20 protein-coding genes, 2 tRNA genes and 2 pseudogenes are annotated in these 22,371 nt (G+C 65.7%); 11 read left to right on the top strand and 13 right to left on the bottom strand.

Annotated features, from left to right (window positions below):
- Window positions 1–95: 95 nt before the first annotated feature.
- Together M9917_RS12270 and M9917_RS12265 are read right to left on the bottom strand one after the other, a co-directional pair.
- Window positions 96–776 (bottom strand): response regulator, encoded by a 681-nt coding sequence (locus tag M9917_RS12270; protein WP_297254027.1) that lies wholly within the window; start codon window positions 774–776, stop codon window positions 96–98.
- 91 nt (window positions 777–867) lie between these two features.
- Window positions 868–2,505, bottom strand: a complete 1,638-nt coding sequence (locus M9917_RS12265) for a cisplatin damage response ATP-dependent DNA ligase (protein WP_297254025.1) — start codon at window positions 2,503–2,505, stop codon at window positions 868–870.
- Between the two features lie 63 nt (window positions 2,506–2,568).
- Between M9917_RS12265 and M9917_RS12260 the strand changes: the two genes are divergently transcribed.
- The gene (locus M9917_RS12260) at window positions 2,569–3,339 is read left to right on the top strand and encodes an SGNH/GDSL hydrolase family protein (protein WP_297254023.1); all 771 of its coding nucleotides are present in this window, start codon (window positions 2,569–2,571) and stop codon (window positions 3,337–3,339) included.
- Between the two features lie 184 nt (window positions 3,340–3,523).
- Here M9917_RS12260 and M9917_RS12255 read toward each other — a convergent pair whose 3' ends face one another.
- Complete coding sequence (locus M9917_RS12255) at window positions 3,524–4,588, bottom strand: ligase-associated DNA damage response exonuclease (protein WP_297254021.1); 1,065 nt, start codon at window positions 4,586–4,588, stop codon at window positions 3,524–3,526.
- 26 nt (window positions 4,589–4,614) lie between these two features.
- Between M9917_RS12255 and M9917_RS12250 the strand changes: the two genes are divergently transcribed.
- The 5 genes from M9917_RS12250 to M9917_RS12230 all read left to right on the top strand — a co-directional run bounded on the left by M9917_RS12250 (window position 4,615) and on the right by M9917_RS12230 (window position 10,041).
- A complete protein-coding gene (locus M9917_RS12250; RefSeq protein WP_297254019.1) occupies window positions 4,615–5,574 on the top strand; it encodes a methyltransferase domain-containing protein in 960 nt (319 codons plus the stop codon).
- A 52-nt stretch (window positions 5,575–5,626) separates the two neighbouring features.
- Window positions 5,627–8,131 carry a ligase-associated DNA damage response DEXH box helicase gene (locus tag M9917_RS12245; RefSeq protein ID WP_297254017.1) on the top strand — a complete coding sequence of 835 codons (2,505 nt, stop codon included), beginning with the start codon at window positions 5,627–5,629 and terminating at the stop codon, window positions 8,129–8,131.
- A gap of 29 nt (window positions 8,132–8,160) precedes the next feature.
- Window positions 8,161–8,820 carry a ligase-associated DNA damage response endonuclease PdeM gene (gene pdeM, locus M9917_RS12240; RefSeq protein WP_297254857.1) on the top strand — a complete coding sequence of 220 codons (660 nt, stop codon included), beginning with the start codon at window positions 8,161–8,163 and terminating at the stop codon, window positions 8,818–8,820.
- 77 nt (window positions 8,821–8,897) lie between these two features.
- Window positions 8,898–8,972: transfer RNA gene (locus tag M9917_RS12235), tRNA-Thr, on the top strand.
- Between the two features lie 487 nt (window positions 8,973–9,459).
- Window positions 9,460–10,041, top strand: coding sequence for a hypothetical protein (locus tag M9917_RS12230; protein ID WP_297254015.1), 582 nt, complete (start codon window positions 9,460–9,462; stop codon window positions 10,039–10,041).
- A 323-nt stretch (window positions 10,042–10,364) separates the two neighbouring features.
- Here M9917_RS12230 and istB read toward each other — a convergent pair whose 3' ends face one another.
- Together istB and M9917_RS12220 are read right to left on the bottom strand one after the other, a co-directional pair.
- Window positions 10,365–11,228 carry an IS21-like element helper ATPase IstB gene (gene istB / locus M9917_RS12225; protein WP_297254013.1) on the bottom strand — a complete coding sequence of 288 codons (864 nt, stop codon included), beginning with the start codon at window positions 11,226–11,228 and terminating at the stop codon, window positions 10,365–10,367.
- Window positions 11,225–11,971 (bottom strand): annotated as a pseudogene (locus tag M9917_RS12220) (Mu transposase domain-containing protein); the annotation flags it as partial. The pseudogene M9917_RS12220 and the gene istB, both read right to left, overlap by 4 nt.
- Window positions 11,972–12,066: 95 nt before the next feature.
- Between M9917_RS12220 and M9917_RS12215 the strand changes: the two are divergent.
- Genes M9917_RS12215 through arsH form a run of 5 tightly spaced genes read left to right on the top strand, consistent with a single transcriptional unit; the run spans window position 12,067 to window position 15,957 of the window.
- Window positions 12,067–13,266: an IS256 family transposase gene (locus M9917_RS12215; RefSeq protein WP_297253988.1), complete on the top strand. Its 1,200-nt coding sequence runs from the start codon at window positions 12,067–12,069 to the stop codon at window positions 13,264–13,266.
- Window positions 13,263–13,742 (top strand): arsenate reductase ArsC, encoded by a 480-nt coding sequence (locus M9917_RS12210; RefSeq protein WP_465246379.1) that lies wholly within the window; start codon window positions 13,263–13,265, stop codon window positions 13,740–13,742. Before M9917_RS12215 ends, M9917_RS12210 begins: the two co-directional genes overlap by 4 nt.
- Before the next feature lie 8 nt (window positions 13,743–13,750).
- The gene (arsC, locus tag M9917_RS12205; RefSeq protein WP_297254011.1) at window positions 13,751–14,176 is read left to right on the top strand and encodes an arsenate reductase (glutaredoxin); all 426 of its coding nucleotides are present in this window, start codon (window positions 13,751–13,753) and stop codon (window positions 14,174–14,176) included.
- Window positions 14,177–14,185: 9 nt separating this feature from the next.
- The gene (arsB, locus tag M9917_RS12200; RefSeq protein WP_297254009.1) at window positions 14,186–15,241 is read left to right on the top strand and encodes an ACR3 family arsenite efflux transporter; all 1,056 of its coding nucleotides are present in this window, start codon (window positions 14,186–14,188) and stop codon (window positions 15,239–15,241) included.
- Window positions 15,241–15,957, top strand: a complete 717-nt coding sequence (gene arsH / locus M9917_RS12195; protein ID WP_297254007.1) for an arsenical resistance protein ArsH — start codon at window positions 15,241–15,243, stop codon at window positions 15,955–15,957. The genes arsB and arsH overlap by 1 nt, the downstream gene beginning before the upstream one ends.
- A 135-nt stretch (window positions 15,958–16,092) precedes the next feature.
- Here arsH and M9917_RS12190 read toward each other — a convergent pair.
- The 8 genes and pseudogenes from M9917_RS12190 to M9917_RS12155 all read right to left on the bottom strand — a co-directional run bounded on the left by M9917_RS12190 (window position 16,093) and on the right by M9917_RS12155 (window position 22,370).
- Window positions 16,093–16,238: transfer RNA gene (locus M9917_RS12190), tRNA-Ser, on the bottom strand.
- 163 nt (window positions 16,239–16,401) lie between these two features.
- Window positions 16,402–16,940 (bottom strand): annotated as a pseudogene (locus M9917_RS12185) (transposase); the annotation flags it as partial.
- 150 nt (window positions 16,941–17,090) lie between these two features.
- On the bottom strand, window positions 17,091–17,510 hold the full coding sequence (locus M9917_RS12180) for a c-type cytochrome (RefSeq protein WP_297254005.1): 420 nt from the start codon (window positions 17,508–17,510) through the stop codon (window positions 17,091–17,093).
- Between the two features lie 117 nt (window positions 17,511–17,627).
- The gene (locus M9917_RS12175; protein ID WP_297254002.1) at window positions 17,628–18,626 is read right to left on the bottom strand and encodes an FAD:protein FMN transferase; all 999 of its coding nucleotides are present in this window, start codon (window positions 18,624–18,626) and stop codon (window positions 17,628–17,630) included.
- Window positions 18,627–18,635: 9 nt separating this feature from the next.
- Window positions 18,636–19,232 carry a nitrous oxide reductase accessory protein NosL gene (locus tag M9917_RS12170; protein ID WP_297254000.1) on the bottom strand — a complete coding sequence of 199 codons (597 nt, stop codon included), beginning with the start codon at window positions 19,230–19,232 and terminating at the stop codon, window positions 18,636–18,638.
- Window positions 19,229–20,059: an ABC transporter permease gene (locus M9917_RS12165; protein WP_297253998.1), complete on the bottom strand. Its 831-nt coding sequence runs from the start codon at window positions 20,057–20,059 to the stop codon at window positions 19,229–19,231. The genes M9917_RS12170 and M9917_RS12165 overlap by 4 nt, the downstream gene beginning before the upstream one ends.
- Entirely contained in the window at window positions 20,056–20,976 is a 921-nt protein-coding gene (locus tag M9917_RS12160; RefSeq protein WP_297253995.1) for an ABC transporter ATP-binding protein, read from the bottom strand. Before M9917_RS12160 ends, M9917_RS12165 begins: the two co-directional genes overlap by 4 nt.
- Window positions 20,973–22,370: a nitrous oxide reductase family maturation protein NosD gene (locus M9917_RS12155; protein WP_297253993.1), complete on the bottom strand. Its 1,398-nt coding sequence runs from the start codon at window positions 22,368–22,370 to the stop codon at window positions 20,973–20,975. Before M9917_RS12155 ends, M9917_RS12160 begins: the two co-directional genes overlap by 4 nt.
- Window position 22,371: the final 1 nt, after the last annotated feature.

The raw sequence follows: 22,371 nt of genomic DNA, 5'->3' as shown, positions 1-22,371 counted from the left end.
GCAATCGTCATCCTGTTGCGCCCCATGTGGCTCGGGGCGCTTCCGCGCTGTCTTAACCTGAAACCCGCCGCGCTTGAACCGGGGCTGAACGCGGCTCAGCCCGTGGCCGACGCGCCCGCCGTGGCCCAGGCGGTGCCGGCGATCTTCGAGGCGGCGATCACGGCTTGCGTACGGCTGTCGACGTCGAGCTTGGTCAGGATCGCCGAGACATGGGCCTTCACCGTCGCCTCGGAGACGCCGAGCTCATAGGCGATCTGCTTGTTGAGCAGCCCCTCCGACAGCATCATCAGCACCCTGACCTGCTGGGGCGTCAGCGTCGAGAGGCGGCGCACCATGTCGGCGACCTCGGCATCCACGGGTGCGGACAGATCGACGCCGGGCGGGGTCCAGACGCCGCCGTCGAGCACGGCGCGGATCGCCTCGCCCATCTGGGCGAGATCGGCGGTCTTGGGCAGGAAGCCGAGCGCGCCGAACTCGATGCAGCGGCGAATCACCGCCGGATCGTCATTGGCCGAGACGACGATGACCGGGATCTCCGGATGGTCGGCCCGCAGGAAGAGCAGGCCCGAAAAACCCTGCACGCCCGGCATGGTCAGGTCGAGCAGGACGAGATCGGCGTCGCCGCCGCCGGCCAGCGCCTCGGTCAGGGCCTCCAACGAGCCGACCTCGCTGACCTCGGCCCCGCCGATGGCGTACGAGACGGCCTGGCGCAAGGCGCCGCGAAACAGCGGATGGTCGTCCGCGATGACGATTCGCGTCGAAGGCTGCCTGGTCATCGCCATCCCTCCCCTTATGCAACTTTTATTTTGCCCCAGACGGGGAGCCGATCACAAGCATAGCCAACGCAGAGCCGCAACCCGCTACGGATCAACCGGCGGCCGGCAGCATCGCCTCCAACACCTCGATATGGTCGGCCTCGCGCGGCGGCTTGTCCCAGCGGATGCGGCTGATCCGGGGAAAACGCATGGCGAGACCGGATTTATGCCGGGTCGAGCGCTGCAGGCCCTCGAAGGCGACCTCGAAGACGAGGCCGGCCCCCGCCTCGTGGACGACCTCGCGCACCGGGCCGAAGCGGTTCACCGTGTTCTTGCGGACATAGCGGTCGAGTACGACGAGTTCCTCGTCGGTGAAGCCGAAATAGGCCTTGCCGACCGGAACCAGCTCCTCTCCGCCCGCCTCGCCCGCGCGCCAGACGCCGAAAGTGTAGTCCGAATAGAAGGAGGAACGCTTGCCGTGCCCGCGCTGGGCATACATCAGCACGCAGTCGACGAGGCGGGCGTCGCGCTTCCATTTCCACCAATGGCCCTTGGGGCGGCCGGGCAGATAGGGCGAATCGCGGCGCTTGATCATGCAGCCCTCGACGGCCTCCGCATCGGCGCCCGCCCCGGCCGAGGCGGGGTCGGCGCGAGCCGCCCTCAGCTCGTCCCAGGAGCCGAAGGGGATCAGCGGCGACAGGTCGAAGCGGATGCCGGCGAGGCGCGAAAGGAAAGCCTCAAGCCGCGCGCGCCGCGCCGCGAAGGGCAGGTGCCGGATGTCCTCCTGCCCATCGACGAGAAGGTCGTAGACGCGGATATGGGCCGGAAATTCGCCGAGCATCCTCGCGGTGACGCTCTTGCGGTTGAGGCGCTGCTGCAGCGTGTTGAAGCTCTGCACGGCGCTCTCGCGCATCACCAGCAATTCGCCGTCGAGCGCCCCGTCCTCGGTCAACGCCTCGACGAGATCGGGGAAGGCCCCGGCGATGTCCTCGCCGGTGCGCGAAAACAGCCGCGTCACGCGCGTGCCGTCGGCCTTGGCGCAGCTCGCCGCCTGGACGCGGATGCCGTCCCATTTCCACTCGGCACAGAATTCGGCCGGATCGAGCCTGTCGAAATCGCCGTCCTCGACCGGATGCGAGAGCATCACCGGGCGAAACGGCGCCGGATCGCGCGCTTCCGGCCGCTCGCCCCTGCCCTCCAGCCAGGCAAAGAGCTCGGCATAGGGCGGCTTCAGCCCATGCCAGACCTGCTCGACCTCGTCGGCTGGCACGCCGCCGAGGCTCGCGGCCGCCGTCTTGGCGAGGCGGGCCGAGACGCCGATGCGAAGTGAGCCGGTGATGAGCTTCAGCAGCGCCCAGCGGCCGGTCTCGTCGAGCGCGTCGAGCCAGGCGGCGACGAGGCGCGGCAGATCGGTCTTGCCGGCCTCGCGCAGGCTCTCGACCACCTCCGGCAGATGCGGCACCGCGTTCGTTCCGTGCCGCGCCGGCCATAGCAGCGCGACCGTCTCGGAAAGATCGCCGACATAGTCGTAGGAGAGCGCGAACAGCACCGGGTCGGTCCGCTCCGCGATCAGCGCGCGGACGAGCCCGGCCTTGGCGTGGCGGAATGAGAGCCCGCCCGTCATCGCCGCCAGCGCATAGCCGCGATCGGGATCGGGCGTCGTACGCAGGTAATCCGCGATCAGCGCGAGCTTGGCGTTGCGGCGCGGTTCATAGGCGAGGCGGTCGAGCAGCCGGGCGAAGCGGTTCATCGTTCAGCTACCGTTCATGAAGCGAACCTTAACGGCGGCAGGGTAGCCCGGAGAAAGCCGTCGATGCGCGCCGCGATGCGGTTCCTCGCCTTGCCTGTCGTCGCCGCGACGCTTTCGGCCGCAGCACCCGCCGAAGCCGCGGGCTTCTCCTGCCGCGAGAGCCCGATCGTGCAGGCGAACACGGCGCTCGCGCCGCTCTCGGCCAGGGTCGCGCAGGGCCAGCCGCTCGCCATCCTCGCCATCGGCTCCTCCTCGACGGAGGGCGTCGGCGCGAGCGCCCGCGACAAGACCTATCCCGCCCGCCTGCAGGCGCTGCTCGCCAAGGCGTGGCCGCTGTCCCCGGTCACGATCGTCAATGCCGGCATCGGCGGCGAGACCGCGCCGCAGACCCTCGCCCGGCTCAGGGCCGCGCTGAAGGCGCAAGCCTACGACCTCGTGATCTGGCAGGTCGGCACCAACGACGCCGTCAGGGGCGGCGATCTCGACGCCTTCCGGGGCATGGTCGCCGAGGGCATCGCGCTGGTGCGCGCGGCGGGCCCCGCGCTCGCCATCCTCGATCCGCAATTCTTCCCCTCCGTGCGCGATCCCGAGCGCTATGGCCGCTATGTCGAGGCGGTCGGTGAGATCGCGAGGCGCGAGGCCGTGCCGGTCTTCGCCCGCTATGCCGCGATGCGCGAATGGCACCGGGCCGATGCCGAGGCGTTCAAGGCCGCGCTCTGGAACGACGGCTTCCACATGAGCGATGCCGGCTATGACTGCCTCGCCCGCGACATGGCGAATGCGATGGTCGGCATGGCCGCCCCGGTCCGGCCGGTGGTGGCGGCCTCGCGCTGAGCAGGCTCCCGGTGCTGTCATTCCGGGGCTTCGCGGAGCGAAGAGCCCGGAACCCACGACCGGGTGAGCCGCTGACAACCGGGCATCGAAGGTTTCACCCGGTCGTGGGTTCCGGGTTCGCGCCTGCGGCGCGCCCCGGAATGACGGTTCGAATCGAGAGCAATCCAGCAATCGCCCACATTGCCTAGACGGCAGCATCGGCCGCCTCCCCTTCCGTCTCGGCCTCGCCTTCGTCGCCATAGCCGACGAGTTGCAGGGGCTTTGCCTTCAGGCCGGCCGTGCCGCACCAGTGGACGAGCGCCTCGGCCTCGCCATGCGTGACCCAGATCTCGCCGGCCCCGGTCTCGCGGATCGTGGCGGTGAGATCGTCCCAATCGGCGTGGTCGGAGATGACGAGCGGCAGCTCGACGCCCTTCTGGCGGGCCCGCGCGCGGATGCGCATCCAGCCCGAGGCGAAGGCAGTGACCGGATCGGGGAAGCGGCGCGCCCACAGATCCTGCGTCGCGCTCGGCGGGCAGATGACGATCGCGCCGCCGAGCGCCTTGCGATCCTCCCCGGCGACCGGGCGGATCTCGCCGAGCGGAATACCCTCAGCCTCATAGAATGCCGTGATCCTCTCGACGGCGCCGTGGATGTAGAGCGGCTGCCCATAGCCAGCCTCGCGGATCAGGGCCATGACGCGCTGCGCCTTGCCGAGCGAATAGGCGCCGACGATATGCGTCCGCTCCGGAAAGAGCCGGACCGATTCCAGGAGCTTGGCCACCTCCCCCGCAGCCGGCGGATGGCGGAAGACCGGCAGGCCAAAAGTCGCCTCGGTGATGAAGACGTCGCAGGCCACGGGCTCGAAGGGCGCGCAGGTCGGGTCGCGCTCGCGCTTGTAGTCGCCCGAGGCGGCGATGCGTAAGGACCGGCTCTCGACCACGATCTGGGCCGAGCCGAGGACATGGCCGGCCGGCACGAAGGTGAAATCGACCTCACTGACGCGGATCGCCTCGCCCGGCACCGCCACCTGCCGAGAACCGGCGAAGCTCTCGCCATAGCGCAGCGCCATGATGGCCAGCGTCTCGCGCGTCGCCAGCACGGCGCCGTGGCCGGCCCGCGCATGGTCGGAATGGCCATGGGTGATCAGCGCCCGCGCCACCGGGCGGACCGGGTCGATATAGGCGTCGGCCGGCGGGCAATAGAGCCCGGCCGGCGTCGGCAGCAGCAATTCGGAGGGGCGCCAGCGGGCGCTTCGTCTGGCCAGCATCACCCTCCTCGGTTACATCGGTCACCATGACCGATCCGGGCTCGACCACGCATTTCGCCTCGTCCGGCGACCCCGTGCTCGACCGCCGCTATGGCTGGGCCGAGGCCGCGCTGAAGGACGGGGACGCGCGGGCGGCGGTCGACATCCTCGACCAGACGCTGGCTGAAGCCTATCATTTCGCCGCCGGCTGGCATCTCTATGGCCTCGCCCAGGAGGCGCTCGGCCATCAGGAAGAGGCGGCCACCGCCTGGCGGCAATGCCTCGATCTCGACCCCGACGATCCTTTCGGCGCGCGACTCGACCTCGCCCGCATCGGCGCGCTGCCGGCCGAGCAGGCGACCTTGGAGCATTTCTCCGGCGCGCTGTTCGACGCCTATGCCGACCGCTTCGACAGCCATCTGACCCAAACCCTGCACTACAACGCGCCCGACCTGCTGAAGGCCGCGCTCATCCGCTGCTGCAGCAACGCCGGCCGCCCCTTCCGGTTCGACATTGTCTACGATCTCGGCTGCGGCACCGGGCTGATGGGCGAGGCGATCCACGAGCAAAGCGGCTTCATCGCCGGCTGCGATCTCTCGCCGCGCATGATCGAGCGGGCGCGCAACAAGATGGCTCCCGACGGAACGCCGCTCTACGACAAGCTCTCCGTCGCGGGATTGACGGACTTCCTGGCCAGCCGTCCCGACCATTCCGCCGACCTCGTGATCGCGGCCGATGTCTTCGTCTATCTCGGCGATCTCGCCCCCTGCTTCGCCCAGAGCGCGCGCGTGCTCGAGCCCGGCGGCCTCTTCGCCTTCACGGTGCAGAGCCATGACGGCGAAGGCGTGGTGGTCGGTGGGGATCGGCGTTTCGCACATGCGGAGGCCTGGTTGCGGGAGCGGCTCACGGATGCCGGGCTCACTCCCCTATGCGTCGAGCCCGCCAGCGTGCGGCAGGATCGCGGCGCGCCCGTGCCGGGGCTCTTGGTGGTGGCGCAGAAGCGGTGAGGGAGGTTATTCTCCTTTCGTTCTCCCTCCTCAACCCCTATCCTGCGCCGGCATGGCCGCCCCCTCCCCGCTTCCGCCCGCTTTCGCTGCCTGGTTCGCAGGGCGCGGCTGGAGCGTGCGGCCGCATCAGCTCGCGCTTCTGGACGAGGCTCGCGCCGGGCGCTCGACCTTGCTCGTCGCCCCCACGGGAGCGGGCAAGACGCTCGCCGGCTTCCTGCCCTCGCTGGTCGAGCTCAGCGAGCGCGAGGGTCGGCATGACGGGCTGCACACGCTCTATATCTCGCCGCTGAAGGCGCTCGCCGTCGACATCGCCCGCAATCTCGAAGCGCCGGTGCGCGAGATGGGATTGCCGGTCACGATCGAGACCCGCACCGGCGACACCTCCGCCGCCAAGCGCACGCGCCAGATCGCCAGGCCCCCCGATATCCTGCTGACCACCCCGGAGCAGCTCGCGCTCCTGGTCTCGCATCGCGACGCGGCGCCGTTCTTCGCGAACCTCAGGCGCATCGTGCTCGACGAGCTGCACGCGCTCGTCACCTCCAAGCGCGGCGACCTGCTGGCGCTCGACCTCGCCCGGCTGAAGACGCTGGCGCCGCAGGTCTCGGCGGTCGGCCTGTCGGCTACGGTGCGCGAGCCGGCCGACCTCCAGCGCTATCTCGGCGGCGCCGGGACGCCGGCCGGGCTCGTCATCGTCGCAGGCGGGGCGAAGCCGCGGATCGCCATCCTCGATACGCAGCGCAACCTGCCGATCGCCGGCCACACCACGCTGCATGCGGTGACCGAGGTTTATGAGGCGATCCGCGCGCACAAGCTCACCCTCGTCTTCGTCAACACGCGCATGCAGGCGGAATTCGCCTTCCAGGCGCTGTGGAACCTCAACGAGGACAGCCTGCCGATCGCGCTGCATCACGGCTCGCTCGATGCCCAGCAGCGCCGCAAGGTCGAGGCGGCGATGGCGCAGGGGCGCCTCAAGGCGGTGGTCTGCACCGCGACGCTCGATCTCGGCATCGACTGGGGCGATGTCGATCTCGTCGTCAATCTCGGCGCGCCGAAGGGGGCGAGCCGCCTGATCCAGCGCATCGGCCGCTCCAACCACCGCATGGACGAGCCTTCCGAGGCGCTGCTGGTGCCCTCGAACCGCTTCGAATTGCTGGAGTGCCGGGCCGCGCTCGAAGCCGTGCACGAGGCGGCGCAGGATACGCCCACACCCCGCATCGGCGCGCTCGACGTGCTCGCCCAGCATGTGCTCGGCGTCGCCTGCTCGGACGGTTTCGAGGCCGATGCGCTCTATCGGGAGGTCCGCGGCGCCGCGCCTTACGCCGATCTCGCCCGCGCCGATTTCGACGCGGTCGTCGCTTTCGTCGCGACCGGCGGCTATGCGCTGAAGAGCTATGAGCGCTTCGCCAAGCTCAGGCAGGATAAGGCCGGCCTCTGGCGCGCCAGCAACGCCCGCGTCATCCAGCAATACCGCATGAATGTCGGCACCATCGTCGAGGCGACGATGCTGAAGGTCCGGCTCGGCCGGGCGCGGGCCGGAAGGCCCGGCAGCTCTTCAACGCCAAAGGTTGCCGGCATGATCAGCCGCGGCGGGCGCGTGCTCGGCGAGGTCGAGGAGTATTTCGCAGAGACCCTGGTGCCGGGCGATACCTTCGTCTTCGCCGGCGAGGTCCTGCGCTTCGAGGGGATCGTCGAGAACGAGGCTGTCTGCTCGCGCGCCGCGCCCGGCACGGACCCGAAGATCCCCTCCTATGACGGCGGCAAGTTCCCGCTCTCGACCTTCCTCGCCGAGCGCGTGCGCGCCATGCTGGCTTCGCCGGCGATGTGGAACACGCTGCCGGAGGAGGTTTCGGCCTGGCTTGATGCGCAGCAGCGGAAATCGCGGCTGCCCAAGCCCGGCGAGCTCCTGGTCGAGACCTTTCCGCGCGGCGGGCGCTTCTATCTCGTCGCCTATCCCTTCGAGGGCCGCCTCGCCCACCAGACGCTCGGCATGCTGCTGACGCGAAGGCTGGAGCGCGCCCGGATGCGCCCGCTCGGCTTCGTCTGCAACGATTACGGCCTCGCCTGCTGGACGCTGGGCGACCTCACGGCAGCCATCGCGCGCGGCGCGCTCGATCTCGACGAATTGTTCGCCGAGGACATGCTCGGCGACGATCTCGAGGCGTGGATGGCGGAATCGGCGCTGATGAAGCGCACCTTCCGCTCCTGCGCCATCATCGGCGGGCTGATCGAGCGCCGCTATCCGGGCCAGGAGAAAAGCGGCCGGCAGGTGACGATCTCGACCGATCTCGTCTACGACGTGCTGCGCCGGCACGAGCCCGACCATATCCTGCTCAAGGCGGCGCGGGCGGATGCGGCGACCGGCCTGCTCGACATTCGCCGGCTCGGCGAGATGCTGACACGGATCAGCGGGCGAATCGTGCATCAGCCGCTCGCTCACGTTTCGCCGCTCGGCGTCTCGGTGATGCTCGAGATCGGGCGCGAGGCGGTCTATGGCGAGGCGGCTGACGAGATCCTGGCGGAGGCGGAGGCGATGCTGACGCAAGAGGCGATGGCGTGACGCAACCCTTGAGCACCGGCGAAGCCTTCATGCTGGGCCGGCTCGTGCTCGTGCCCGATCTCTCGGGCGCGCTCTGGCTGCCTGAGGAGCGCACGCTCGTCGTCGCGGACCTGCATCTGGAGAAAGGCTCGGCCTTCGCGGCGCGCGGGGTGATGCTGCCGCCCTATGATTCGGCCGCGACGCTCGCCGCGCTCGGCCATGCGATCGGGCGCCGCCAGCCGGCACGCGTGATCGCGCTCGGCGATTCCTTCCACGACCGCAAGGCGGAAACCAGGCTGGCGCCCGAGACGCGCGCGATGCTGAGACACTTGCAGCGAGGCCGCGACTGGCTCTGGATCACCGGCAACCACGACCCCGCCATCGGCGCCGCCATGGGCGGCGACAGCGCCGCCGCGATCGCGCTTTCCGGCGTGACGCTGCGCCACGAGCCGACCCCGTGCAGCGGCCATGAGATCGCCGGCCATCTGCATCCGGCGGCGAAGGTGAGGCTGCGCGGACGGGCGGTCAGGCGGCGCTGCTTTGCCCTGTCCGCGCGCCGCTGCGTGATGCCGGCGATGGGCGCTTATGCCGGCGGGCTCAACCTGCGCGAGGCGGCCTTCCGGCCGCTGTTCCGCGAAGGTTTCAGCGCCCATCTCATCGGCGATGGCCGGCTCTTCCGGATCGACCCGCGCTTATTGCTGCCGGATTGAGAGAGCGGGTTGCGTCCGCCCTGCGCTTATGGCATCAGGGCGCCGCATCGGACCGGCGCTGTCCGGCCGGCGGATTTGCTGCGGTAGCTCAGTGGTAGAGCACTCCATTGGTAATGGAGAGGTCGAGAGTTCAATCCTCTCTCGCAGCACCAGCCGTTCTCCGGATAGCCGGCGAATTTCCAATTGCGCGGAAAACCCGCGCCTTCGTTGTCACTTACGAATCTCGCGACCGATAGAACGCGATGATCAGCCGGCGCTCACGCGCCGAACTCTCGGCCAGCCTGGCGCGTGTCTCTGACGCGCCATTTCGGATTTTCCGTCCATTCCAGCGGCCGGGGGTCAGAGACGGGTTAGCTTCGGAATGAGACGAGTTCGCAACTCGGCTATGGCCGTACCTGGCCCATAGCTGACGCTAGGAACGTCTGCTTCAGGGCAATCTATGCAATTCGGTAATCGAGCAACCCAACCTGCCGCATGGCTGACGTCCGGAACGTCCGCTTCGGAGCGTTCCTGTTCAAAGGCCGAACTTCGGCTTCTGTCGAATCCAGCGACATGGCCCAACTGCCACCTACTGACACCTCCTGACACTGAGCTTCACTACTCTAGTCTAGCGATATGTGGGACTGGTTGGGGGGGGCGATGGCGAAGGAAGGACAGTGGCTTACCCGCTCATTCCTCGTGGGCTACGGGGCAGGTGCCGGCCACAGCGCCTGGCGCGCTACGAAAAGTCGCGCTTCCCACGTCGTGATAGTTGGCCTCGCCGTCTTTCTAGCCGCGGCACCGCTGTTCTTCGTTTACAAGACCGCAAAGACGACTTTCGAACGCACGCCACCGGATGAAAGCAGGGCCACGAATCTCGCCCTATTCGGCGGCGGCGCGATCCTGTCGATCATGTACCTGGGGTGGGCACTTTATTGGTCCACATTCGCGTTCAGCGCCATCGTCCATCCGGCAAAGCTGCCCGGCTATAACCTCGTCCCCGAGCAGGCCACGACGGTCGTCTATCGGAACGTCATCCACTCGACAGTCCGGGCCGGCCTGCTCATCGGGAAGCTATTCGGGCGCACGGCTGAGGATGATGACGTTTCCGTTGGCGTCATTTATCCGAACGCCGAGAACTCGGATCTGCTCGACACGCTCAACTTAGTGGCGCGGCTCTATTTCTTCGCCTTCTTCCTCGGTGTGTTCGCCGGCGTGCGGCAGAGGATCAGCACAGTCTGACCAGAGCAAGCCCGCCGAGTAGTCGTGGATTGGGCCAAATCGACCATTTCCCGTTCCTTGGCCTGCTCTATAGTTCGTTGACCTGTAATCTGAGGGGGATAGCGCGTGTTTGTTCTCGTCGACGCCACTGCCGCAAAGAGGCGCGCCCAGGCCCAGCTGGAGCGGAACCTGAAGTCCATCCTCGATCATCAGGGCTCCCTGTCAACGGCGGTCGGATTCCAGGCCATCGTGGCGGAGTAAAAGCAGGCCACTGGCGTTGGCGAGCGGCGGATATGGCGAGGGCCCCGATCGGGGCCCTCGCCATATCGCGCTGCCGGGATTGCTCAGGCGATGATCTCGCCGGTTTCGGGATCGGCTTCGTCTACTGTGGCCTGGTTTTCCTCCGCCGCGGCGGTGGCACGGCGACGGCCGGCGGATTGCCTGAGGCGGTAGCTGTAGCCGTTCATGGCCAGGATGCTGACGTGGTGGGTCAGCCGGTCGAGAAGCGCACCGGTCAGGCGCTCGGACCCGAGGACCGAGGTCCAGTCCTCGAAGGGCAGGTTCGAGGTGACGATGGTCGAGCCGCGCTCGTAGCGCTGCGAGAAGACCTCGAACAGAAGCTCGGCGCCGGTCGGCGACAGCGGCACATAACCAAGCTCGTCGACGATCAGCAGCTTGACCGCCTGCAACTCGCGCTGGAGCCGGAGCAGGCGCTTCTCGTCGCGGGCCTCGAGGAGCTGATTGACCAGGGAAGCCGCCGTCGCGAAGGCGACAGAGAAGCCCTTCTGGCAAGCGGCCAGCCCGAGCGCGAGAGCGACATGGGTCTTGCCCGTGCCGCTGTTGCCGAGCGCGATGATGTTCTCCCGGCGCAGGATGTAGCCGCAGCGCGCCAGCTCCAGCACGAGCATCTTGTTGAGGCTCGGGATCGCGGTGAAGTCGAAGGTGTCGAAGCTCTTCACCGCCGGGAAGCGCGCCGCCCGGATCCGCCGCTCGACCATGCGCCGTTCCCGGTCGATCAGTTCGAGTTCGACCAGCCGCAGCAGATAGCGGGGATGATCGACGCCGTCCCGGGCGCATTCCCGCGCCACCTTGTCGTATTCGCGCAGCACGGTCGGCAGCTTCAGATGCTTGAGGTGGTGCGCCAGCAGGATCTGCGGCGTTCCCGCGGTGGTCCCCGCCGGCATCGACTCCTTCGCCGCGCCCGTCATGCCGCCGTTCCCGGCAGAAGCACCGCATAGTCGGCGGCCGAGGTCGTCTTCACCATGGTCTTCGGCAGATGCGGATAGGCCGCCAGGTCGAGGCGAGCCGGGCGCCGCTCCAGGCGCGCCAGGGCGATCAGCTTCACCGCATCGAAGCCGATCGCACCAAGCCGGATCGCCTCGCCGACGGCGAAGCTCACGACCTCGCGCGGCAGAGCCTCCATCAGCCGCAATACCTGGATGAACTCGCGCTTGCCGCGATTGCCCATCCGGGCCTCCAGCAGATGGCGCAGATGCTGGAAGCTCTCGGGCAGATCCCAACCCTGCAACGCCGCCGCCTGGTCGAGCGCGTTCGGCTTCACCTCGATCAGCGCCAGATAATGCAGCGGATCGGCGACGAACACGCCGGTCCCGTAGCTGCGCGGGTGCCGGGCGATCTCCTCGCCCCGGCACAGGATCACGACCTCTTCGACGAAGCCCTTCACCACCACATCCTGGAAGCCATAGGCCGTCGGCACCGAGTAGTCGTTGGAGCGATAACGGACCAGTGCCGTCGACGAGACACGCCCGCCGCGCTTCTCGCACGGCTCCAGCGGCACTGCCGGCAAGGAGCGCAGGGCTTCAAGATCGGCCAGGAGCCGTTCGCCGATCGTCTGCGCATGCCGACCAGCCCGCTCGTCCTGCCGCCGGCGGCAGCGCTCTGCCAGCATCACGTTCAGCTCGGCGAAGCTCGCCGCCACCGGGATCGGGGTCGCGTCCCTAGTGATGGTGTAGCTGACGGGCGGTCATCGGCGATTGCCGGTTAGGTTTGGGTTGCGAATGCCAACCCCGAACCGAGAGATCCCCGATGACCGACGAGATGATGAGCCTGCGCGGGCTGCTGGAGAAGAGCCCCGACACGGATTTTCTGCGCGAGATGATCGGCTTTGCCGCCCAGCGCCTGATGGAGCTGGAGGTCGGCAGCCTGACGGGCGCCGGTTTCGGCGAGAAGAGCCCGGATCGGCTGGCCCAGCGCAACGGCTATCGCGAGCGTGACTGGGAGACGCGCGCCGGCACGGTCGAGCTGCGCATCCCCAAGCTGCGCAAGGGCTCCTACTTTCCGGGCTTCCTCGAGCCGCGTCGCATGGCGGAGAAGGCGCTCACCGCGGTGATCCAGGAGGCCTACATCCAGGGGATCTCGACCCGCTCGGTCGACGACCTGGTCAAGGCGATGGGGATGAGCGGCATCTCGAAGAGCCAGGTCTCGCGGCTTTGCGAGGAGATCGACGAGCGGGTGCAGGCCTTCCTCGACCGGCCGATCGAGGGCGACTGGCCCTATCTCTGGATCGACGCCACCTATGTGAAGGTGCGCCAGGCTGGCCGGATCGTCTCGGTCGCGGTGATCGTGGCGGTCGGCGTCAACAGCGACGGCCGGCGCGAGGTGCTGGGGATGGATATCGGCCCGTCCGAGGCCGAGACCTTCTGGGCCGCGTTCCTGCGCAAGCTGGCGCGGCGCGGTCTGCGCGGCGTCAAGCTCGTCGTCTCCGACAGCCATGAGGGCATCAAGGCCGCCGTCTCGAAGGTCCTCACCGCAACCTGGCAGCGTTGCCGGGTTCACTTCATGCGCAATGCGCTCGCCCATGCCGGCCGCTCGGGGCGGCGGGTCGTCTCGGCCTTCATCGCCACCGCCTTCGCCCAGAACGATGCGGTCGCTGCCAGCCAACAATGGCGCAAGGTCGCCGACCAGCTCAGGCCGACCGTTCCGAAGCTCGCGGCCCTGATGGACAAAGCCGAGACCGAGGTGCTCGCCGACATGACCTTCCCGGCGCAGCATCGCGCCAAGCTCCATTCGACGAACCCGCTGGAGCGTCTCAACGGCGAGATCAAGCGTCGGACCGAGGTCGTCGGCATCTTCCCCAACGAGGCCGCCATCACCCGGCTCGTCGGCGCCATCCTGCTCGAACAGAATGATGAATGGGCCGTCCAGCGGGCTCGCTACATCACGCTGGAAAGCATCGCCCCGATCAGCGATGATCCGCTCGTCAGCCTGCCCGCCGTGGCCGCCTGACCAGCCCGGCCAACGCCGGCGCTCGACGGTTCCTGCCGTCAGCTACACCACGACCGGGGACACGACCGTCGCAGCCCAAGGGCGCGGTCAATCCCTTCGCGGTGAAAGTGTTGCAGAGCTTTGACTACCCCTCTGAGGGCTTCCGCTCCAAGAGCTGGGAGGAGTTTGCCTGCCCCGACGCGCCCGTCATGGATTTCGTCTTTACCGTCTGCGACAACGCCGCTGGCGAAGCCTGCCCGGTCTGGCCCGGACAGCCCATGACCGCGCATTGGGGTATCGAAGACCCGGCGGCCGTCGAGGGGTCGGATATACAGAAGGAAGCCGCTTTCGTTGCGGCCTTCCGCTACATGAAGAACCGCATCTCAGCCTTCACGTCCTTGCCAGTCGCCAGTCTCGACAAGGCGTCGCTGCGCACAAAGCTAACCGAGATCGGCCAATCCGATGGCGCGTCGTCTCCACGCAACAGCGCGGCGTGAGGCGGACCATGGACGTCATTATCTATCACAACCCGGATTGTGGCACCTCGCGCAACACGCTGGCGATGATCCGCAATGCCGGCGTCGAGCCACATGTCATCGAATATCTCAAGATGCCGCCGTCTCGGGAAATGCTGACCCAGCTCATCGCGCGCATGGGCATATCGGTGCGCGACCTGCTTCGGGAAAAGGGCACGCCCTATGCCGAGTTGGGCCTAGGCGACCCAGCGCTGAGCTACGAGCAGGTGCTCGACGCAATGATGGCGCATCCCATCCTGATCAACCGGCCCATCGTCGTCAGTCCGATGGGCGTCCGGCTCTGCCGACCGTCCGAGGAAGTGCTCGATCTGCTGCCCGCGCAACGCGGCGAATTCGTCAAGGAAGACGGCGAGCGCGTGATCGACGAGCACGGCCGGCGCGTGGCTACGGCCTGAGGGAATTCCATGCCCACCTTCGAACGCTATCTCACCCTGTGGGTCGCGCTGTGCATCGTCGCCGGCATCGCGCTCGGCCATCTGCTGCCGGGTGTGTTTCAGATAATTGGATCGGCAGAGATCGCCAGCGTCAACCTGCCGGTCGCTGTACTGATCTGGCTGATGGTCATCCCCATGCTGCTCAAGATCGACTTCGCGGCGCTGGGCGAGGTCGGCCGCCACTGGCGCGGCATCGGCGTGACGCTGTTCATCAACTGGGCAGTGAAGCCATTCTCTATGGCGCTGCTGGGCTGGCTGTTCATTGGCTGGCTGTTCCGGCCTTATCTGCCGGCCGATCAGATCGACAGCTATATTGCCGGCCTCATCATACTTGCCGCAGCACCTTGCACGGCCATGGTATTCGTCTGGTCGAACCTCACCAAGGGCGAGCCGCATTTCACGTTGAGCCAGGTCGCGCTCAACGACGCCATTATGGTTGTCGCTTTTGCGCCCATTGTCGCCCTGCTGCTGGGCCTGTCAGCCATTACCGTGCCATGGGGCACGCTGGTCCTGTCTGTCGTGCTCTATATCGTCATCCCCGTCATTATCGCGCAGCTCATTCGTCGCCAGCTTCTGGCACTCGGTGGGCAGGCTGCACTCGACAGACTTCTTGCGAGGCTCGGTCCAGCCTCTCTCGTTGCGTTGCTGACGACGCTGGTGCTGTTGTTCGGCTTTCAGGGCGAACAGATCATCGCGCAGCCGGCGATCATCGGCCTGCTGGCCGTGCCGATCCTGATTCAGGTCTATTTCAACTCAGGGCTTGCCTATCTGCTCAACCGGATGGCCGGCGAGCAGCATTGCGTCGCCGGTCCCTCGGCGCTGATCGGTGCGTCGAACTTCTTCGAGCTAGCGGTTGCTGCCGCCATCAGCCTGTTCGGCTTTCACTCGGGCGCGGCGCTCGCCACGGTCGTCGGCGTGCTGATCGAAGTGCCGGTGATGCTCTCGGTCGTCTGGATCGTGAACCGCTCCAAAGGCTGGTATGAGCGCGGCGGCAAAGTTTCAAAGCTGGCGGAAGAGCAGCGTTGATGTCGGACGATCTTCCCAATCTAGATGCCGGTTGCGTTGATACTCCGGGCATTGGCAGGCTGCGCGATGCGACACCCTCGACCCACCCGCCGCGTATCCTGCTGCTTTACGGCTCCCTGCGTGAACGATCCTACAGCCGTTTCCTGACATTCGAGGCTGAGCGTCTGCTGAAACATTTTGGGGCGGAAACACGTATCTTCGATCCGTCCGGCTTGCCGTTGCCGGACGGAGCTGACGTCAATCATCCCAAGGTGCAGGAACTGCGCGAACTCTCGCTCTGGTCGGAGGGACAGGTCTGGACCAGCCCCGAGCGTCACGGTGCGATGAGCGCGGTGATGAAGGCGCAGATCGACTGGATTCCCCTTTCGGTTGGCGCGGTAAGGCCGACGCAGGGCCGGACTCTCGCCGTCATGCAGGTCTCCGGCGGCTCGCAGAGCTTCAACGCCCTCAACCAGATGCGTGTGCTCGGCCGCTGGATGCGGATGGTCACGATCCCCAACCAGTCCTCCGTCGCCAAAGCCTTTCAGGAGTTCGACGAGGCGGGCCGGATGAAGCTGTCGCCCTACTATGATCGGGTGGTCGATGTGATGGAGGAACTGGTCAAGTTCACGCTGCTGACGCGCGACGTGTCGTCCTACCTGACGGATCGCTATTCCGAGCGAAAAGAAAGCGCTGAAGCCTTGTCGCGGCGGGTGAATCTGACGACCGCGACCTGACCAGACTTGTGACGACGCGGCCACTGTTGTCGTACCGTAGCGGGCTATCGGCGGCTTTGATGTAATCTTCTGCCGATAGGGTAATCGGCGGTGATCGGCGGCCATAGCGCACCGTAGAGGGCAATCGGCGGAGCGTGGCGCGCCCGAAAGGATTCGAACCTCTGACCCTCAGATTCGTAGTCTGGACCAAAGTTTAGGAATTTAAGATACTTAATTGAAGTGGGACTGTAAAATTCAGGTGTCAATGCTGTAGGCAAATGCTGGATTTTCCAACTAGGCGCGATGACGCAAACGGTCGCATCAATTGGCCGCGTGATCGTTTTACCCCGCTGACTCGAACCTCCAGTAGGGCTACCTAAGCACTGAATTACTGTCCGTCATCAGATGATTTGAGACCGTTTCGGCGTCTCAGGAACGGAGGTTCTGGCTCATCTGGGTTTGAGGCTATGCGGCCTGCAGGTGATGCTGTAAGCGTCTTTGCTGGATGGTCTGGGGCTTGATCCTTTCGCGATTGGTGAGGATGGCCTGCTCGCGGCCGAGGTAGACATCGGCGGGCGTCAGGTTGCCGAGGCTCTCGTGGTAGCGCGCATGGTTGTCGTGCTCGACGAAGGCCGCAATCTGCCTTTCGAGATCGCCAGGCAGATAGTAATTCTCGAGCAGGATGCGGTTCTTGAGGGTCTGGTGCCAGCGCTCGATCTTGCCTTGCGTCTGGGGATGGTAGGGCGCGCCGCGAACGTGCTCCATGCCCTTGCCGTCGAGCCAGGCGGAGAGGTCAGCCGAGATGTAGGACGAGCCGTTGTCGCTCAACAGCCTTGGCCGGTGCGCGACCGTGATCTGGTCGCGCACCGCTGCCACTAGCGCCAGATCGAGCTTGGCGGCAACGTCATCGGCGCGCATCCTGGAAAAAGATTCCAGGCGACGGTGAGCCGAGAGAAGTCATCGGGCACGGTCAAGAGATAATACCACCCCCAGGCGGGTAATCTGGCTCAGCCGCTCCAGAGGCTCCGAAAGCCCGAAAAGCGATCTCTGCTTCATGCCTCTCTCCCCAAATCGCGGCAGGCCAGTTAAACACGAAATCACCAATCAAGGGAGGTTCTTGCGAGTGTCCAGCCGCGAGGCGCCGGGCTCAGCGATTATCTGGATGCGATTTGCGTCGGCCCTTTCATCTCTGCCGTCTTTTTTCCGGAAGAATCAAACTGTTTGAGAAAGGCAATCAGATCCTTAATCTTCTGCTCGTCCTTGAGGCCGACGTAGAGCATTTTCGTTCCTGGAATCTTGGCCTTCGGGTCTTTGATATACTCCGCGAAGGTAGCCTCATCCCAAGTCAGACCGGAATTCTTGTTAGCAGCCGAATAACTGTAGCCCTCAACTGTGCCTGCCTTGCGCCCGATGATGCCATTCATCACTGGACCAACGACATTCTTAGCGTTCGCGCCGATCTGGTGACAGGCCTTGCAGGGAGCAAAAACCTTTTCCCCCGCAGCTGCGTCTTGGGCGTGCGCAAGGGCTGGACTTAAGGCCAGAATACCAGAAACAAGTACGAACAAGCGCATCATAACCTCCTTGCCAATGTTCTGAATTTGAAGGCCAATTATTGACCTATGTTCCGCCGCTGCCTTGCGTTCTTTGAAGTCGAAACTAGACGCTGATCGCGACGCTCGCTATCGAAATCACGCGCGAAGCGCGAGGTGTTCCCCTGATGCCGTAATCGATCGCACCTCTCCTTCTCCGAGCTGGCCAAGTGCCAGCGCAATGTCCTCGGGAGCCATCAAGCTGAAGGCGGTTGATAGCGCATCCGCCGCAGTTGCAGTTGGCATGACCACCGTAACGGAGCGGTGGAGGTGAGCGCACTCGCCAGTCCGCGGGTCGAAGAGATGATTGAAGCGTCCCGGGGAATCGAACCGGAAACCATACGCTCCGGATGTCGCGACGGCTTGATCAATCGCCTCCAGCGTCGCGCCGATCCGCTCCGGTCGGTCCGGATCGGCAATGCCGAACTGCCAAGCCGAACCGTCAGGACGCTTGCCGAGCGCGCGGCTTTCACCCATGTCGACAAGGCTGCTCGCAATCCCCTCGCTACGCAGCAGGTTGACGATCCGATCGGTAGCGAAGCCCTGGGCGATTCCGTTCAAGGTGAGTGCCATCCCGGAGCGGAGCAGGGCAATTCGGTCCTTGTTGAAGGCCACTCCATCAAAGCCGACGCGGGCGAGCGCGGCGGACAATGCCTGTGCGGGCGGCCCCTGCGGGTCGGCATCCGTTCTCGAGAAATGGTCGCGGTAGAGCGTCCATAGCGCCTGCACGCTCGGGTCAAAGCGGCCTCGCGTAAGCTCAAAATAACGCCGGCAATCGTTCAAGACCGTCACGAGTTCGGGTGGCGGCGCCAGAAGGAAGCCCTCGCGATTGAGCACAGACAGGGCGGAATCGTCTCTGTAGAGGCTGAACACCCGTTCGAGCCGACGCACTTCCGAAAGTGCACGGGCAATCAGCCGTTGGGCCGCAGCACGATCGTGATGATGGATCTGCAACGTCGCGACGGCTCCCATGGCCTGACCCTGCCAGATCACGAGTTCGCCTCCGGCCTTGGCCCTCTTGCCCAGCGGAAGAAGGCTCAGGCCGGCCGCAGCGGCCGAAATTCCAATGAAGCGCCTGCGGGATGGGATCGAAAACATTGCAAGCTCCTACCTGATAGGGCCGCCCCCTGGGGGGACGGGCGCATTGTCACGAGGCTCGTCTCCGCTGGATTGGTGCTCCCCTTCGGTCGTAGGTTCAGCGGCGCTGCTGCCGAGGATATAGTCCTGCGGCATTTCGGCATACGCGACGACACGTCCGCCATTCTCGGACGCGAATTTTTCGGCAGCCTGCCTCTCCGAAAACGGCACGGCCTCGTCGGCCCCCATCCCGCCCTTGGCCCGACTTCCAATGACGAACGACGCCTTCCGCGCCTCGACCCAGTTGGTTGCCCCTGGTTCGTCCCAGCTCGTGGCTTTCCCCATGTCCGAAACATAGATGGCTTGGATATCCTTGGCCTCCTCCGGTAACATTGTGAAGGAAAGCGCATCGCGAGCCGACGAGAACCAGACGGGCTGGAGCCGGCTGGCGAGCAGGATCTGCCCCTTCGGGCCGGGATGCTCCAGCACGTTCATTCCGCAGTAATGCCCCATCGCTCGTTGTGTCAGTTCATGCGGCGGCGGCAGAGCTTCGGCAGCCTTCTCGTCCTTGCACGCGACCAGGGCGAGACCCGCGACCAGAAGGGTGGACAGGGTCAGGATCCTCATAGTTCCCTCCTCGAGAAGGCGACCGCCGCGAACGTGAGCGGCAGGAGCGCCCAGGCCCCGAGCGCAGCCAGGAGAACCAACGGATTGAGATTTGCGGTTTGCGCTAGCCCGGCCATCCCGGAAAAGGAGCTGACATTGCCCGAGCTGGTGAGATTGAAGAGCCGGTAAGCGTCGGTCGGATTGAGCAGCAGCAGCGTGTTGAGGGCGACGCCTGAAACCGTTTGCCCCTGATCGACGACCAGGACTCCGAGCAGGGCCATGTCGTAGATCAACACGAATAGGAGCCATACGCCGACGGCGATGCCGGCGGCAGTGCCGCGCTCGCGGACAAGCGTACTAACCAGATAGCCGATGGCGATGAATGCGGCACCCAGCAGGATCGAAGAACCAACCATCCAGCCAAAGGCGCGCCAGCTCTGTGGATCGATGGCCGCTCCGGTCGCGACGAGCGCGGCCGCGGCCGCGCCGTAGCCGACAAAGGTTGCGAAGGCCAGAATCGCCAGGTGGCCGACGAATTTGCCGAGCACCACCTGCCAACGTGCCACCGGATAGCTCAACAGCAGCAACATGGTGCCGCGTTCCATCTCCCCCACAATGGCATCATGCGAGATCAATAGGGCAATCAAGGGCAACAGGAAGATTGTCAGGCTGGAGAGGCTGACAATCACGACGTCGAGCGCCCGCACGCCGACATTCCCGGTCGGCGCGCTTCCGAGAAAGGTGAGCGTCAGGGCAAGGGCAGCCAACAGGAGGGTCGTGGCAAGGACCCAGCGATTGCGCAGACTCTCTTGGATTTCCTTGCCCGCGACGATCAGGACGGTCCTCACCGCGGCACCTCCTGCGTGCGAAGAAAATGGGTGTAAAGTTCGTCGAGGGTCGGCGGGGTCACATCGATATCCTCGACGGGGGCGTCAACGGCGGTGGCGTGCCGCAGCACCTCGATCTTCTGGTCGGGGGCTGCATCGATTTCGAGCAAATGACCGTTGATCGCGCGCCATTCGCCAAGCGATGCAAATCGATTCCGGGCATCCGCAAAGCCCGATGCTGCGACCTTCAGACGAATGCGCGTCGGCAAGCGGGCGATGTGGCGCAACTCGTCGAGGCTGCCGTCGGCAACCTTGCGCCCTCGGTTCATGATCACCACCCGGCCAGCTCGTTCTTCAAGTTCGGTCAGCGCATGTGACGACAGCAGCACCGTGGCCCCCTGTCGGCGCAGTTCTTCGATGATTTCGTAGAAGCTCTGGCGGAGCGCCGGATCGAGGCCACTCGTCGGCTCGTCGAGGAGCAGGATGCGGGGCTTGCCGAGAAGCGCCTGTGCCAGCCCGAGCCTCTGCCGCATTCCCTTGGAATAGGTACCGATCCGGCGGTCGGCGGCAGGGCCGAGACCGACACGCTCCAGCAGCGGCGCGACGACGCCGCCGCCCTCACGCTTCAGCCGAGCATAGAAGGCGAGGGTCTCCCGGCCGGTCAGCGCCGAATTGAACGAAACATTCTCCGGCAGATAGCCCAGAAAGCGGCGCGCCGCGAACTGACCCGCGGCCGGGTCTTCGCCCAGCACCTTGATGCTCCCGCTCGATGGACGGATCAGGCCGAGCATCAGCTTCAGCAACGTGGTCTTGCCGGCGCCATTGTGGCCGACGAGTGCGATCGTCGTGCCCTCCCGCAGCTCAAAGGACACGTCGCGGACAGCCTCGACCCTGCCGAAGTTCTTCGTGACATCGCCAATTTCGACGGTGCTGGTCACGGCCGGTTCCTCTCGGCGATTTTGGGGCGGGCCGGCGGCAGCATCAATGGATGACTGTCGACCACGCCGCCAGGAAGCAGTGCCGGGAACTGCGACTGAGCCCAGCGGATCACCTGGACCGCAGGTGAATTGGCGAGCACCTTCGCCTGTGGCACGGTCCAGAGCACCTTGTCCATCAGGTCGTTCGGCCGATAGGCGCTGTCGCCGAGCCCGTCGCCATTGAGGTCGAAGGTCGGGTTGTCGCTCCAGAAATTGCCGCGGCCGCCCTTCGACCAGTCGAGATAGCGCGTACCGACATATTTCACCTGGTTTTGATTTTTCACGAAGGCATTGCCGGCGATCTCGTTGCCTTCCGACCCGGCCGTGAAGTGAATGCCGATTTCGCAGCCCTCGAACCAGTTGTCGCGAAACCGGTTTCGGTTGGCATTATAGATGAAGACGCATTTCCCGGGGCCGCTGCGCCAGCCCGTCGCCCGGGCGCTTTCGATGTCGCCCGCGTCCGGAAGCCCATGTTCACGGGCCTCCCCTGTGCGCATGCCCGATGTCATCCAGCGCTCGGGCGGCTGCAAACGGCCGAAGACGGCATTCCCGAATATCTGTGACCCGTTGGCGTAGTTGAACAGGAAGCCGTGGTCGCGGTCGCCGTCGGAAATATTCCTGCTGACCTTCAGCCGATGCGAAAACATGATGGCGAACCCGACCGTGTTCCCGGTCGAGATGTTGTCCGCGATCTCGCTGTCGTTGGTGTACATGTAGTGGATCGCGAAGCGCAGCTCGCGGAAACGGTTGCCGTTGAACACGTTGTGCTTGCTGGCAATCGAGAAGATCCCGTCCCGGCCGAAGGAGACATCGTTGTCGAGCACCTTGGCGCCCGTTGCGTTCCAGACCGAGATTCCGTTCCCGGCCTCGTTGACACGGCCTTCCTTGATGCCGACGATCGTGTTGCCGAGCGCGATCGCGCCTTCCGCTCCGTGCAGATAGATGCCGTAGAGATTGCCCTCGATCCGGTTGCCCACGACAAGCGCGCGGCTTGCAGTCTTCTCGACGAAAACACCCGAATCCAGCGTCTCGCCGTTGGTGCCGGAACCGCGAATGGTGAGGCCTCGCACCACGGCCTGCGGCGCTGAAATCGTCACCACGCTTCCGCTACCAGGTCCTGTCAGGACCGCTCCGGGCGCGCCTTCCAGGACCAGTCTCTTGTTGAGCCGGACAGGGCCACGGTGGTCGCCGCTCTGCAACGAGACGATGTCGCCGTCGGAAGCCCGTTCGAGGATGGATTGGAGGTCTTCGCTCCCCGACGCCACGACGATGCGTTCCGCCCATGCAGGCAGGTAGGGGCTGGCGGCGAAGGTCGCCGCCAGCCCGAGACGCACAACGGTGCGGTGCGGCCGCATG

It is taken from the genome of Bosea sp. (in: a-proteobacteria) (genome assembly GCF_023953965.1).
Lineage (GTDB): Bacteria > Pseudomonadota > Alphaproteobacteria > Rhizobiales > Beijerinckiaceae > Allobosea.
Note: the sequence above shows the minus strand (reverse complement) of the source record. Positions and strands in the feature narration are given on the sequence as shown.